Origin of the sequence: Pseudomonas nitroreducens TX1 (assembly GCF_000313755.1) — a bacterium.
In the GTDB taxonomy this organism is placed as follows: Bacteria; Pseudomonadota; Gammaproteobacteria; order Pseudomonadales; family Pseudomonadaceae; genus Pseudomonas; species Pseudomonas nitroreducens_A.
The window spans coordinates 1-13,966 of sequence record NZ_AMZB01000128.1; the positions used below are offsets into that span (position 1 = coordinate 1).

Here is a 13,966-nt window from a genome sequence, read left to right on the forward strand (position 1 = left end):
TCGTCCGCGATAGGTTCGCATCGCGCCGGACGTTATCGCGGACAAAGTCCGTTCCTACGCCAATTTCCGGTTCTTGCACCACGGTTGTCCTACGTTGTTGCCAGCTCCTGTGCTGTCGGGCATCGCTGTTCGCGCCCCTGCGGAAAGTACCGTCGGATCGCCAGGAACCCCCGTCCCACGCCTATTCCGGGTGAGTTACTCAAGTATTGTCACGGGCCGCCGATAGCCTGTGCAGACCGGCGCACAACGCCGGCACTCCCCTCGAACCGAAGCAGGCCGCTCCCCCACCACGGGCGGCAGTCTGTCGTTGCGTGCAGAACCTGAAATATGAACCAGCCTCGATCCCGCATTGCCCTGCAGTTGGCGATGGCCCTGGCCGTGCTCTTGATCCTGTTGATCAGCGGCAGCACGCTGTTTGCCTTGCGCTCGCTAGACAGCGCTACCCTGACCACCCGCGAAGAACACCTCGCCAGCGAAGCGCGCTTGTTGGCGGACCAGCTGGAAACCTTCCACGGCACCCTGCGCGAAAGCACCCAGCGCCTCGCCGGGCTGTTCGAGCAGCGCTTCGCCGCCGGTCTGAAAGCGCACTCTGACGAGCGCGTGCCGGTCGCCGCGTTGCAGGCGCCGGCGCTGTACCTGGGTGACACCCGCCTGAATGGCGACTTCACCCTGGTCGACGAATTCCGCCGGCTCACTGCCGGCGTCGCCACCGTGTTCGTGCGCGATGGCGACGATTTCGTGCGCATCACCACCTCGTTGATGAAGCAGGACGGCAGCCGCGCCATGGGCACCGTGCTGGACCACAACAGCCCGGCCTACCCGCTGCTGATGCGTGGCGAAAGCTACGTCGGCCGCGCGCTGTTGTTCGACCGTTTCTACATGACCCAGTACACCCCGGTGCGCGACGCTGGCGGGCGAGTGATCGCCGTACTGTTCGTCGGCTTCGATTACACCGATGCGCAAAAGCGCCAGTTCGACAACCTTGGCCGCTTCCGCCTCGGCCAGGGCGGCTCGCTGGCGTTGCTGGATGAACAACACCATTGGCTGGTGTCGCCGGCCGGCGCGCGCAACCCTGAGCGCGCTGCCGACAGCCTTGCCAGCCTGCTGGACAACCCTGGACGCGGCCGCTTCTGGAGCGACGGCCAGGAGGATTTCTACAGTGTGGCGCAGCCTTTCGCCGGCGGGCCCTGGACCGTCGTGGCGAGCATGCCCAAGGACGAGATACGCGCGGTGACATGGCGTGTCGGTGGGCAACTGGCCTTGGGCAGCCTGATCGCCATGCTGCTGGCGGTGATCGCCACGACCTGGCTGCTGCAGCGTCGTCTTCGACCGCTGGGCGACCTGGTGCGCCAGGCTCATGCGCTGGGCGCCGGCGACCTCGGGGCGCGCCTGTCCGTTGCCAGCCATGACGAGATCGGCGACCTGGCGCGCAGCTTCAACCAGATGGGTGAGGCGCTCTCCAGCATGGTCGCGCGCGTGCGCGGCGCGGCCGAGGAAGTGGGGCATTGCTCGCGCTCGCTGTCGGGCCTTTCCAGCGGCGCCTATGCCGGTATGGAGCAGCAGTCCGGCGAGATCAACAGCATGGCCGGCGCGGTGGAGGAGTTCAGCGCCACCTCGATGGATATCGCCGACAACATGCGCAGCACCGAGCGCATGGCCAGCGAGAACACCCGCCAGACGCATATCGGCCTGCAGTCCATGGACGACGCCTCCGCCTCGCTGGCGCAGATTGCCGGTGCACTGGAGCAGACCGTGGAGCGGGTGAACCGACTCGGCGCGCGCTCCCAGGAGATCGGCAGTATCGTCGGCGTGATCACTTCGATTGCCGAGCAGACCAACCTGCTCGCGCTCAACGCTGCCATCGAGGCCGCCCGTGCCGGGGAGCAGGGGCGCGGTTTCGCGGTGGTTGCCGATGAGGTTCGCAGCCTGGCGGCGCGCACTCAGGCCGCTACCACGGAAATCTCGCAGATGATCGGCGCCATCCAGCAGGACACCGGCAGTGCCATCGAGACCATCGAGCAGGGTAGCCAGCTGATGCAGCAAGGGCTGACGCTGAACGAGAAGGTCGCCGCCGCACTGGCGCAGATTTCCGGGCAGAGCAGCGCGGCTGGCGAACAATTCGCCGCCATCACCACGGCGACCCAGGAGCAGAGCCGCACTGCGACCCTGCTCAGCAGCAACCTGCAGGGTATCGCCCAGGCCAACAGCGAACAGCGTCAGGTGGTAGCCGACCTGGCCCAGACCGTGCGCGAGCTTGACAGCCTGGCGGCCGGCCTGCGCGACGAAGTCGGACGCTTCCGCTGAGACGCCGGGCGGGTCAGTCCTTGAGCTGTCCCAGCCCATACGCCAGGCTGGCGGCGGAGAGTTCGCCCATCTGGCTGTGCTTCAGGCGCCCCTGGGCGTCGTAGAACAGCGTGGTGGGCATGCCGTAGGAGCCGGTGAGCTGGCCCAGGCGGTTGCCGCTGTCGAGCAGCACCGCCGCGTCGCTCAGGCGCTGGTCGCGCAGGAAGCGCTGCACGGCCTCGGCGTTCTCGCCCTGGTTGACCAGCAGGAAGCGCACATCACTGCGCTCCTTCTGCGCCGCTTCCAGCACCGGCATCTCGCGCCTGCACGGCGGGCACCAGGTGGCCCAGAGGTTCACCACCATGGGCCGGCCATCGCGCGCGCGCAGGTCCACGGCGGCACCGCGCAGGTCCATCACCGTGAGTTCGGGCAACTGCTGGCTGCGATCCAGCGCCGAGGTCACGGCCTTGCCGCCGCCCCACAGGCATACACCGACCACGGCGGCGACGGCCAGCGGGCGGCGCAGTGCGGCCCTGCGCCAGGCCAGCACGGCGCCGATCAGCGCAGCGGCGATCACGCCCGGTAGCGCGAGAAACCCGCCATCGCGGATGTCCACAATGCTCAGGGGCGTTGCCGCGTACTGCTCGGCATAGCGCGCAACGAATGCCAGCCGTGCCACCAGCAGGCCGCCGAGGAACATGGCGAACAGCGCACCTTCGGGATTGGCCCCGCGCCTGCGCCCGGCCAGCCAGCCGGCCAGCAGCGCACCGAAGAAGCCGAGGTAGAGCAGCACGTGGGGCAGGGGAATGGCCAGTGGGCCGAGGGTCAGACTGGTCAAGGCAGGAGCCCGGCAAAAGGAAACCAAGGTACAGCAGGGCGCTGCCAAGCGGCAGCGCCGGGCTGTGGATAAATGTTTCGCCTCAGGCCGGCAGCAGCTCCTCGGCGTGCTCGTGCAGCTCGGCAGTCAGCCGCGTGGCACAGGCGCCGACCTTGCGGACGGCTGCCTCGATCACCGGCAGGTCGCGGTTGGAGTAGTTCAGCCGGATGCAATTGCGGTACTTGCCCGAGGCGGAAAAGATGTTGCCCGCTGCCACTTGCACATTGTCCCGCCGCAACTCCTGGTTCAGCCGCACGCTGTCGAACTGCGGGTGCAGCTCGACCCAGAGCATGAAGCCGCCGCGCGGCCGGCTGACGAGGCTGCCAGCAGGGAAAGACTGGCCGACCCACTCGGTCATCAGGTCGCGGTGGCGCTGGTACTGCGCGCGCATGCGGCGGATATGCGGCTCGTAGTGGCCGCCGCCGACGAACTCGGCCAGGGCCATCTGCGGCTGCGGCGCGCAGGTGCCGCTGGCGATGTACTTGAAGTGAAGGATGCGGTCCAGGTACCGCCCCGGCACCACCCAGCCGGTGCGCAGGCCGGGCGCCACGGTCTTGGAGAAGGAGCTGGCCAGCAGCACGCGGTCGTCGGTGTCGAAGGACTTGATGCTGCGCGGGCGCGGGTAGGCGTAAGCCAGTTCGCCGTAGACGTCGTCTTCGAGGATCGGCACGTCGTAGCGCGCCGCCAGGGTCAGCAGCGCCCGCTTGCGCGCGTCGGGCATGATGTAGCCCAGCGGGTTGTTGCAGTTGGGGGTAAGCAGGATCAGCTTCACCGGCCACTGTTCCATGGCCAGCTCCAGCGCTTCCAGGCTGATGCCGTTGGTGGGGTCGGTGGGGATTTCCAGTGCTTTGAGGCCATACGCCTTGAGCGCCTGCATGGCGCCGTGGAAGCTCGGCGAGTCGATGGCGATGATGTCCCCCGGCTCGCAGATGGCGCGAAGGGTGATCGCCAGGGCTTCCTGGCAGCCGGTGGTGATGACGATCTCGCTGGGCGGCACCTGGCAGCCGGAGTCCAGCATCAGCCGGGCGATCTGCTCGCGCAGCGGCAGCGAGCCCTGGATGCCTTCGTAGCCAAGGCTCTGTAGATCGGAGCGGCGTGCCGCGTGAACCATCGCCCGCTGTAGCGGCTTGAGCGATGGGCTGGCAATGTCCGGCGTGCCTCGCCCCAGCTGGACGAAATCGCCGCCCGGCGCGCGACGCACCTGTTCCAGCACCTGGTCCCACTGCGACACGTCCACCGGCCGCTGCGCCGGTCGGGTCATCGCCGGCATCGGCGGCAGCTCGCGGCGTTCGGGCACGAAGTAGCCGGATTTGGGACGCGGCTCAACCAGTCCGGAGTCCTCCAGTACGCGGTAGGCCTGTTGCACAGTGCTGATGCTGACGCCGTGCTCCTCGCTCAGGGCGCGCACCGAGGGCAGGCGGTCGCCGGGGCGGTAGAGGCCCTGCTCGATGCGTTCGCCCAGGGTGGTGGCCAGCTGCGCATAGCGTTTCATGACAGATCTCCCGTGCCGGGGGGCTTTAGCTGGATACAGTACAGATCGAGAAAAAATAGGCCATTCAGAAGGTTTTCGCCGCTTTCTGTATGGAAAAAATATAGCTTTGTTGAATCTGTAATGATTTTCCTCGCTTCGCCACTCTAGTTCCACGTCCGGAGCAACCGACTGGAGGAGTGACGACATGAGCGGCCTGAGCGATGTGCGGCTGACCCTTTACCAACAGGAACTGCTGGAAATCCCCGGCGCCCGAATGGCCTCGCGTGGCCCGCAGGAGAGTCGCTGGCAGCAGTTCTGGCGCCGCGTGCGCACCCGCAAGCAACTGCTGGAGCTGTCCGACGCGCAACTGCGCGACATCGGCATCAGCCGCGAGCAGGCGAAGCTGGAAGCGATGCGACCGTTCTGGCGCTGCTGATCAGCAACGGTTACGTCAGGGGAGTTCCCATGAGCGAGACGCGCACTGCAGCGTTTGAACGGGTCGCGGCTGAACTCGGCTACGACTTCAGCGGTGAAATCAAGATTGGCGGCAACTACGTGCCTTTCCTCATCGAAGGCAACCAGGTACACCTCAGTGGGCAGATTCCACGGGTGGGTGATGAGGTCGTCGTCACCGGCCGGGCGGGCAGCGAGGTGTCGCTGACCGACGCCCGGCGGGCTGCCCAGGTCTGCGTCATGCGGGCGCTGGCGCTGCTGCGCCAGGCGCTGGGCGATCTTGACCGGGTGCGCAAGGTGCTCCAGCTCAATATCTTCGTACAGTCGGCGGAGCACTTCACGCAGCAGAGCGAGGTGGCCGACGGCGCATCGGCGGTGCTGTATGAGGTCCTGGGTGCGGCCGGCGTGCACACACGCACTTCGGTTGGCGTCTACCAGTTGCCGAAGAATGCCACGGTCGAGCTGAATCTCCTCGCCGTCGCACAGGACCTGCCGAACTAGTGCCCCGCGCGGTACTGCAGCGCTTCGGCCAGATGCGGACGGCCAATGTCATCCGCCTGCTGCAGGTCGGCCAGGGTGCGGGCGACCTTGAGAATGCGGTGCAGCGCGCGCAGCGACAGGTTGAGGCGCTCGCCGGCCTTTTCCAGCCATGCCTGGTCGTCCGAGCTTAATGCACAGTATTGGTGCATCTTTTTCAGGGTAAGGAAGGCGTTCGCGCAACCTTGCCGGGCGAGCTGGCGCTGGCGCGCGGCGGCAACCTGAACGGCCAGCTCGGCGCTGCTGGTGCTCGGCCCGCTGGGCGCCAGGCTGGTACTTTCGCGGCTGACGGTGAGGTGCAGGTCGATGCGGTCGAGCAGCGGCCCGGACAGCTTGGCGCGGTAGCGCTGGACCTGTTCCGGCGAGCAGCGGCAACGGCCGCTGGGGTCGCCGAGGTAGCCGCAGGGGCAGGGGTTCATCGCCGCCACCAGTTGGAAGCGCGCGGGGAAGCGCACACGGCCGTTGGCGCGGGCGATGACGATTTCGCCCCCTTCCAGCGGCTCGCGCAGCACCTCCAGCACCTTCCTGTCGAACTCGGGCAACTCATCGAGAAACAGCACGCCTTCGTGCGCCAGGGTGATTTCCCCCGGCTGCGGGCGACTGCCGCCACCGACCAGCGCCGGCGCGGAGGCGGTGTGGTGCGGCTGGCGGAACGGGCGCTGCGGCCAGTGGGTCAGCGGCCCGCGCCCGGCGACTGAGTGGATGGCCGCTACCTGAAGCGCCTCGTCTTCGTCCAGCGGCGGCATCAGGCCGGGCAGGCGGCTGGCGAGCAGCGTCTTGCCGGTACCGGGCGGCCCGCTGAACAACAGGTTGTGCGCGCCTGCAGCGGCGACCAGCAGCGCACGCTTGGCCGCGGCCTGGCCTTGCACTTCCGACAGGTCGGGATACGGCGGCATCACCCGCAGCAGGCCGTTGGCCTCGTAAGGGCGCAGGCGTTCCTGGCCATTGAAGTGCGCGGCCAGCTCCAGCAGGTGACCGACCGCGTAGACGGTCAGGCCGCTGGCGAGGCTGGCTTCCTCTGCGTTTTCCCGCGGGACCACCAGCGTGCGACCCGCGGCGCGGGCGGCGAGGGCAGCGGGCAGCACACCAGGCACCGGGCGCAGCGTGCCGGAAAGCGCCAGCTCGCCCAGGCATTCCAGTTCCTCCAGGCCGGCGGCATCGGCCAACTGGCCGCTGGCGGCGAGGATGCCCAGGGCGATGGCTAGATCGAAACGGCCGCCGTCCTTCGGCAGGTCTGCCGGGGCGAGGTTGAGGGTGATCCTGCGGTTGGGGAAGTCAAAGCCTGAGTTGAGCAGGGCGCTGCGGACGCGGTCCTTGCTTTCCTTCACCGCGCCTTCGGGCAGGCCGACCAGGGTCAGTGACGGCAGGCCGTTGGCGAGGTGCGCCTCGACGGTCACGCCGGGCGCTTCCACGCCGACCTGGGCGCGGCTATGGACGATGGCGAGGGACATGGATCACTCCTGGATCGCATTCCGCCCGCCAGGCGGGAGCTATTCGGAGGCGGGTGCGGCGGTATCGGTGGGCGGCGAGAGCTTGGCTTCCATCTCCGCCACCTTGGCTTCCAGCGCTTCGAGACGGGCGCGGGTGCGCGCGAGAACGACCATCTGGCTGTCGAATTCGTCGCGGCTGACCAGGTCGAGCTTGCTGAAGGCGCTCTGCATCAGGACCTTGAACTGGGCTTCCAGCTCGGCCTTCGGCAGGGGCGATTCGCCACCGAACAGGCGTCCGGCTTGTTGGCTGATGGCATCGAGGAAGGCTTTGGGCGGCAGCATGGTTCATGGGTTCCGGATTGAATCAGAGCGCAGTCTATCACGCAGCCGGCGCCGGCTGCGGCCGGCAGGGTTGCACGCTTTTTGAGCAGTGTGCCCGCTCGGCGTGCGCGCTTTCGGTGCGCAGAAGCGGCGCTGGCGATTCGCCAGAAACCCCGATTTTGCGCCAAGTACCTGATGCCACGGGCATTATCACGAACTGGCAAGCTTCATGCTTTGGGGCATATATGGCGTGCACCGATGCAGTTCCGGTGCGGCAGGAGAGGCGGTGGATCGCTTCGATCAAGGCAGTCGGAGTGCTGAGGTAGGGCGGCCGGCGCATTACAAAAGCCAGACACTGCGCTTAGACTTGTCTCCGGGTTCGTTCTTCCTGGGGCGGGTCCACCAAAACACGGGAGAGAGTTACATGAAGCTAGTCACAGCCATCATCAAGCCGTTCAAGCTGGACGACGTTCGTGAGTCGCTGTCCGAGATCGGCGTGCAGGGCATCACTGTGACCGAAGTCAAAGGCTTCGGCCGGCAGAAGGGTCACACCGAGCTGTACCGTGGCGCGGAATACGTTGTCGATTTCCTGCCGAAGGTGAAGATCGACGTCGCCATTGCCGATGACCAGCTGGATCGTGTTATCGAAGCCATCACCAAGGCCGCCAACACCGGGAAGATCGGTGACGGCAAGATCTTTGTCGTAAATCTGGAACAGGCCATTCGTATCCGTACCGGCGAAACCGGCACCGACGCGATCTAAGCCAAGCCCACACCGAACCCCACGCCCCAGGAGAAACAACAATGACTCTGCGCAAATACGCAGGGCTAGGCGCCCTATTGCCCCTCGCAATGCCCGGTCTGGCCTTGGCCGACGAGGCCGCGGCCCCCGTCCTGAACAGCGGTGATACCGCCTGGATGCTGATTTCCAGCGCCCTGGTGCTGCTGATGACCATCCCCGGCCTGGCGCTCTTCTACGGCGGCATGGTGCGCGCCAAGAACGTCCTGTCGATCATGATGCAGTGCTTCGCGATCACTGCGCTGATCAGCATCCTCTGGGTCGTCTACGGCTACAGCCTGGCCTTCGATACCGTCGGTATGGAGAAGGGCGTGGTCAATTTCGCTTCCTTCGTCGGCGGCCTGGACAAGGCCTTCCTCAGCGGCCTGACCACCAGCGGCCTGACTTCCGCCGCCGCGCTGTTCCCTGAGAGCGTCTTCGTGATGTTCCAGATGACCTTCGCGATCATCACCCCGGCCCTGATCGTCGGCGCCTTCGCCGAGCGCATGAAGTTCTCGGCCATGCTGATCTTCACCGCACTCTGGTTCACCCTGGTCTACGCACCGATCGCCCACATGGTCTGGAGCGGTGACGGCGGCCTGCTGTGGGACTGGGGCGTGCTGGACTTCGCTGGCGGCACCGTGGTGCACATCAACGCCGGTATCGCCGGCCTGGTGGCGTGCATCGTGCTGGGCAAGCGCAAAGGCTACCCGACCGCTGCCATGGCTCCGCACAACCTGGGCTACACCCTGATCGGCGCTGCATTGCTGTGGGTAGGCTGGTTCGGCTTCAACGCCGGTTCCGCTGCTGCCGCCAACGGCACTGCCGGCATGGCCATGCTGGTCACCCAGATCGCCACCGCCGCTGCCGCCCTGGGCTGGATGTTCGCCGAGTGGATCACCCACGGTAAGCCGAGTGCCCTGGGCATCGCTTCGGGTGTGGTTGCCGGTCTGGTGGCCATCACCCCGGCTGCCGGTACCTGCGGCCCGATGGGGGCCATCGTGATCGGCCTGGCTGCCGGCGTGATCTGCTTCTTCGCCGCCACCAGCCTCAAGCGCGCCGTCGGCTACGACGACTCCCTGGATGCCTTCGGTGTGCATGCTGTCGGCGGTATCGTCGGCGCCCTGCTCACCGGTGTGTTCGCCGCACCGGCCCTGGGCGGCTTCGGCACCGTGACCGACATCGGCGCCCAACTGTTCACCCAGTTCAAGGGCGTGGCCTTCACCATCGTCTACACCGGTATCGTCAGCTTCGTGATTCTCAAGGTCCTGGACCTGGTCATGGGTCTGCGCGTCACCGAGGAAGAGGAAACCGTGGGTCTGGACCTCTCCCTGCACAACGAACGCGGCTACAACCTGTAAGGGTTCGCGCACGTTCGACGAAGGGCGCCCTCGGGCGCCCTTTGTTTTTTCGTTCATCACGCTAGAATGCGCGCGCATCACCGTAGCTGACAGAGGAGGCCCGCCATGTGGCAGCAGAAATCCATCACCCTGCGCCCTCGTCCGCGGGGCTTTCACCTGGTCACCGACGAGATACTGGCCGCGCTGCCGGAGCTGTCGAAATGTCGGGTGGGCCTGCTGCATCTGCTGCTGCAGCACACCTCCGCCTCGCTGACGGTGAATGAAAATGCCGACCCCTCGGTGCGCCGCGATTTCGAGCGATTCTTCAATCGCCTGGTGCCCCAGGGCGAGAGCGGCTATGAACATGATTACGAAGGTCCGGACGACCTTCCGGCGCATTTCAAGTCGAGCCTGCTGGGCTGTCAGCTGACGCTGCCGATACAGGAAGGAGGCTTGGCAATGGGCACCTGGCAAGGTATCTATCTGGGCGAGCACCGCGACCACGGCGGGCCGCGAAAGATCATGGCGACCTGGCAAGGCGAGCTTGTATGAATTTTTTCCGGCTGCGTTCGTCAAAGCGCGCAGCTGGGCTATAACTAACGTGCTTTGCAGCACCACAGAGGTTGAATAATGAGCGACGAAGAACTGGAACAGGACGAACTGGACGGCGCTGACGAGGACGACGGCGAGGAGCTCGCCGCAGCTGACGACAGCGAAGTCGACGCCGACAGCGGCGACGGGGATGAAGCCCCTGCTTCCAAGGGCGGTGGCAAGAAAGCCAAGGCCGCTGCGGAAGAAGAGGAACTGCCCTCGGTCGAGGCCAAGCAGAAGGATCGTGACGCGCTGGCCCGTGCGATGGAGGAGTTCCTCAATCGCGGCGGCAAGGTGCAGGAGATCGAGCCGAACGTCGTGGCCGACCCGCCCAAGAAGCCGGATAGCAAATACGGCAGCCGCCCTATCTGATATCTGAGGTTTCATGAAAACAGCCCCGTCGCTCCCTCGGAGCGGCGGGGCTTTTTCATGTCCGTTGGTAACGAGGGTTTCGCTCCTGCGGATACCTCTGCGCTCGTTCGGACCCTCTCCCCAGCCCTCTCCCTTCAGGGAGAGGGTGGATGCCCGAGCGCCAGTGTTATCCGGGAAGCAGGAGCATCAGAGTCTCGCCAGAACTCCTGGCAGCTCGGCAAGGTTGTGGATGATCGCGCTGGGCGCCTCTTCGCCGTCCCACGGCTTGCGCATCGGGTTGAACCAGATGGCCTTCATGCCGGCGCGGCGCGCGCCGGCGATGTCATCGCTGGGGTGGTCGCCGATATGCACGCCTTCCTCGGGCCGCACGCCGCCGCGCTTGAGTGCTTCCTGGAACGGGTGCGGATCGGGTTTGCCGACGCCGAGCTCTTCTGCGCACAGGGCGAACTGGAAGTAGTCGGCCAGGCCCAGGCGGCGCACGTCGGCGTTGCCGTTGGTGAGCACGCCGAGGATGAAACGGTTGGCCAGTTGCTCCAGTGTCGGGTGCACCTCGGGGAACAGCGCCACCTGGTGCCGCGCATGGAGGAAGGTCTGAAACCCGGCCTCGGCCAGTTCACTGGCTTCGGACTGTGGATAACCCGCGTCGAGCAGGGCGTGGAACAGGATTCGTCGGCGCAGTTCGCTGAGGCGATGCTTGAGCATCGGGTCCTGCTCCATCAGTCGCGAACGGATCGCCCACAGGTGTTCGATGGGCACCGGGCCCAGCTGCTTGGCATTCACCGCCAGCCAGTCGCGCAGGGTGGCCTCCGCACTGTTCATCACCGGGGCGACGTCCCACAGCGTGTCATCGAGGTCGAAGGTGACCAGACGGATACTCATTCTTCTGCTCCGGGTTTACGGCGTGCCCGCGGGTGTGCCTGGTCATAGACCGTGGCGAGATGCTGGAAATCCAGGTGGGTGTAGATCTGCGTGGTGGCGATGTCGGCGTGGCCGAGCAGCTCCTGTACCGCGCGCAGGTCCTGGGACGACTCCAGCATATGGCTGGCGAAGGAGTGCCGCAGCATGTGTGGATGCAGGTGCTGGCCCAGTTCGCGCACGCCGGCTTCGCGCACGCGCAGCTGGATGGCTCGGGGTGTCAGGCGCTTGCCGCTGCGGCCGATGAACACGGCGTTGTCCTGGGGCGAGGCGAGGGCGCGCAGCGGCAGCCAGTTCTCGATGGCCTGCCGTGCGGCGCGGCCAACCGGCAACTCGCGCACCTTGTTGCCCTTGCCGTGCACGCGCACCAGCCCATCCTTGAGATCCAGCCATTCCAGATCGAGGCCGACCAGTTCGGACAGGCGCAGGCCCGAGGAATAGAACAGCTCAAGCAGCGCCTGGTCGCGGCGGGCGATGAAGTCGTCCTCGACGCCGCCGTCGAGCAGTTGCGCTGTGCGGTCGGTATCCAATGTGCGTGGCAGCTTGCGCGCGCCTTTGGGCGCGGCCAGGCCGTCGGCGGGGTTGTGGCGGCAGCGCCCTTCGCGGATCAGGTATTGGTACAGCCCTCTGGTGGCTGACAACAGGCGCGCTAGGCTGCGGCTGGCGAGACCCTGCTGGTGCAGGCGGGCGACGAACATCCGCAGGTCGCGCACCTGCAGCGCGGGCCATTCGTTCAGCGAGGACTTTTCGCAGAGCGCGGCGAGCCGCAACAGGTCGCGGCGGTAACCCTCGAGGGTATGGACGGACACCTGGCGCTCGCTGCGCAGGTGTTCCAGGTAGGCATCCAGATCGGCTTCGAGCGACAAGCGATCAGCTCCCAGCGGTGAAGGCCCGGCGGGATCAGCGTACCGAGCGCAGTGGCGTGGCGAAGCGCGGCAGGGTCCGCGCGAGGACTTCGGCGACGTAGCCCAGGAACAGGGTGCCCAACGAGCTCTTGTAGTGTTGCGGGTCGGGGCTGCCGATCGCCAGCACGCCGTGCAGGCCCTGGAAGGTCAGCGGCACCACGGCGGCGGAACCGACCTGCTCGCGTTCGCTTTCGCAGAACAGGAAGGCCAGCTCGTGGGGGCGCAGCACGCCGCAGACGGTCTTGCCGCCCGACAGCAGGCCGCCAATCGCCTGGTGCGCCTCGGCGCTGCTCACCGAGCGGCCGACCGGCAGGTTGTTGTCGCTGAACAGGATCAGGCTGACGTAGGGCACCAGGAACTCGTGGCGCAGGCTGTCTTCCACCGTGCTGACGATTTCCTCCAGGCTGGTGGCGTCGAGCAGGTCGAGCACCAGGCGGCGGGTCTTGTCGAACAGGCGGTCGTTGTCGCGTGCGACGTCCATCAACTGCGAGAGCCGATGGCGCATCTCGATGTTGCGCTCGCGCAGCAGGCGGACCTGGCGTTCCACCAGCGACACGGCGTCGCCCGGCTGGTGCGGAATGCGCATCTCCGGGATCAGCTCGTCATGATCGACGAAGAATTCAGGGTGCCGGCGAAGATAGTCGGCAACCTGTTCGGCTTCGAGCGTAACGGTGGGGTCCTGCGGAATATCGGTCATAAGCGTCCCGGTTCAGCGCCTGTCCAACGTCTGCCGGCGCTTTGCTCATACGGCGTTGGAAACAGGCTCAAAATGCTCATTTACTCTTCGTAAACTGCGCTTTCTCGCCTGTTTCCGCCTTGTCTGAGCTGCGCTCGGCAAGACCTTGAACAGACTTTATAGACGTACCTGGCCTTCGAACACCCGCACGGCGGGCCCGGTCATCATAACGGGCTGCCCCGGTCCTGCCCACTCGATGGACAACCGTCCGCCGGGAAGGTCGATCTGTACCGGCGATTGCAGCCAGCCCTGGCGGATGCCGGCAACCGCGGCGGCGCAGGCGCCCGTGCCGCAGGCCAGCGTCTCGCCGGCGCCGCGTTCCCAGACGCGCAGACGCGCCTGGTGCGGATTGACGATCTGCAGGAAGCCGATGTTGGCCTTCTGCGGGAAGCTCTCGTGGATTTCGAGTTTCGGCCCCAGGGTGCGCACCGGGGCGCTGTCTACGTCATCCACGCGCAGCACGCCGTGCGGGTTGCCCATGGAGATCGCTGCCAGTTCGTACCGCTGGCCGTCCACTTCGACGGCGTAGCTCAGCGCTTCGGCGCTGGCCTGGAACGGCACCTGCTCGGGCAGCAGGCGCGGCGGACCCATGTCGACGGTGACCTGGCCATCGTTGGTGAGGGTCAGCTCGATCATGCCGCCCTTGGTCTCCACGCGGATGGTCTTCTTCGCGGTCAGGCGTTTGTCCACCACGAAGCGGGCGAAGCAGCGCGCACCGTTGCCGCACTGTTCGACCTCGGTGCCGTCGCAGTTGAAGATGCGGTAGCGGAAGTCGGCGTCCGGGGTGCTCGGCGGCTCGACGATCAGCAGTTGATCGAAACCGACCCCGAAATTGCGGTCGCCCCATTGTTTCACGTGGCGCGGTTGCACATGGGCGTGCTGGCTGACCAGGTCCAGGACCATGAAGTCATTGCCCAGCCCATGCATCTTGGTAAAGCGCAGAAGCATCGTCGTCTC

At 66.2% G+C, this 13,966-nt stretch carries 15 protein-coding genes; 7 read left to right on the plus strand and 8 right to left on the minus strand.

What is annotated here, in order from left to right:
• The first annotated feature begins 327 nt into the window (after positions 1-327).
• On the plus strand, positions 328-2,304 hold the full coding sequence (locus C167_RS0123430) for a methyl-accepting chemotaxis protein (protein ID WP_017520742.1): 1,977 nt from the start codon (positions 328-330) through the stop codon (positions 2,302-2,304).
• Between the two features lie 13 nt (positions 2,305-2,317).
• On the opposite strand, the gene C167_RS0123435 is transcribed toward C167_RS0123430, so the two are convergent.
• Together C167_RS0123435 and C167_RS0123440 are read right to left on the minus strand one after the other, a co-directional pair.
• The gene (locus C167_RS0123435; protein ID WP_017520743.1) at positions 2,318-3,121 is read right to left on the minus strand and encodes a TlpA disulfide reductase family protein; all 804 of its coding nucleotides are present in this window, start codon (positions 3,119-3,121) and stop codon (positions 2,318-2,320) included.
• An 82-nt stretch (positions 3,122-3,203) separates the two neighbouring features.
• A complete protein-coding gene (locus C167_RS0123440; protein ID WP_017520744.1) occupies positions 3,204-4,652 on the minus strand; it encodes a PLP-dependent aminotransferase family protein in 1,449 nt (482 codons plus the stop codon).
• 184 nt (positions 4,653-4,836) lie between these two features.
• Here C167_RS0123440 and C167_RS0123445 point away from each other — a divergent pair, with 184 nt between their 5' ends.
• Both C167_RS0123445 and C167_RS0123450 read left to right on the plus strand, forming a co-directional pair.
• A complete protein-coding gene (locus C167_RS0123445) occupies positions 4,837-5,067 on the plus strand; it encodes a DUF1127 domain-containing protein (protein WP_017520745.1) in 231 nt (76 codons plus the stop codon).
• Between the two features lie 29 nt (positions 5,068-5,096).
• Entirely contained in the window at positions 5,097-5,585 is a 489-nt protein-coding gene (locus C167_RS0123450; protein WP_017520746.1) for a RidA family protein, read from the plus strand.
• Here the strand turns inward: C167_RS0123450 and C167_RS0123455 are convergent.
• A complete protein-coding gene (locus tag C167_RS0123455; RefSeq protein ID WP_017520747.1) occupies positions 5,582-7,072 on the minus strand; it encodes a YifB family Mg chelatase-like AAA ATPase in 1,491 nt (496 codons plus the stop codon). The two genes, C167_RS0123450 and C167_RS0123455, sit on opposite strands and share 4 nt — an antisense overlap.
• A gap of 39 nt (positions 7,073-7,111) precedes the next feature.
• The gene (locus tag C167_RS0123460) at positions 7,112-7,393 is read right to left on the minus strand and encodes an accessory factor UbiK family protein (RefSeq protein ID WP_017520748.1); all 282 of its coding nucleotides are present in this window, start codon (positions 7,391-7,393) and stop codon (positions 7,112-7,114) included.
• A gap of 403 nt (positions 7,394-7,796) precedes the next feature.
• Between C167_RS0123460 and glnK the strand changes: the two genes are divergently transcribed.
• From glnK to sutA, 4 genes are all read left to right on the plus strand, one after another.
• Positions 7,797-8,135, plus strand: coding sequence for a P-II family nitrogen regulator (gene glnK / locus C167_RS0123465; protein ID WP_003457590.1), 339 nt, complete (start codon positions 7,797-7,799; stop codon positions 8,133-8,135).
• 41 nt (positions 8,136-8,176) lie between these two features.
• A complete protein-coding gene (locus C167_RS0123470) occupies positions 8,177-9,511 on the plus strand; it encodes an ammonium transporter (protein ID WP_026079237.1) in 1,335 nt (444 codons plus the stop codon).
• A 105-nt stretch (positions 9,512-9,616) separates the two neighbouring features.
• A complete protein-coding gene (locus C167_RS0123475; protein WP_017520750.1) occupies positions 9,617-10,042 on the plus strand; it encodes a secondary thiamine-phosphate synthase enzyme YjbQ in 426 nt (141 codons plus the stop codon).
• A 78-nt stretch (positions 10,043-10,120) separates the two neighbouring features.
• Positions 10,121-10,453, plus strand: a complete 333-nt coding sequence (gene sutA / locus C167_RS0123480) for a transcriptional regulator SutA (RefSeq protein ID WP_017520751.1) — start codon at positions 10,121-10,123, stop codon at positions 10,451-10,453.
• A gap of 186 nt (positions 10,454-10,639) precedes the next feature.
• Here the strand turns inward: sutA and C167_RS0123485 are convergent, their stop codons facing one another.
• From C167_RS0123485 to dapF, 4 genes are all read right to left on the minus strand, one after another.
• The gene (locus C167_RS0123485; RefSeq protein ID WP_017520752.1) at positions 10,640-11,332 is read right to left on the minus strand and encodes an HAD family hydrolase; all 693 of its coding nucleotides are present in this window, start codon (positions 11,330-11,332) and stop codon (positions 10,640-10,642) included.
• The gene (gene xerC / locus C167_RS0123490) at positions 11,329-12,234 is read right to left on the minus strand and encodes a tyrosine recombinase XerC (protein ID WP_017520753.1); all 906 of its coding nucleotides are present in this window, start codon (positions 12,232-12,234) and stop codon (positions 11,329-11,331) included. Before xerC ends, C167_RS0123485 begins: the two co-directional genes overlap by 4 nt.
• Positions 12,235-12,268: 34 nt before the next feature.
• Positions 12,269-12,970 (minus strand): DUF484 family protein, encoded by a 702-nt coding sequence (locus C167_RS0123495; RefSeq protein WP_017520754.1) that lies wholly within the window; start codon positions 12,968-12,970, stop codon positions 12,269-12,271.
• Between the two features lie 156 nt (positions 12,971-13,126).
• Complete coding sequence (dapF, locus tag C167_RS0123500) at positions 13,127-13,957, minus strand: diaminopimelate epimerase (RefSeq protein ID WP_017520755.1); 831 nt, start codon at positions 13,955-13,957, stop codon at positions 13,127-13,129.
• Positions 13,958-13,966 lie beyond the last annotated feature (9 nt).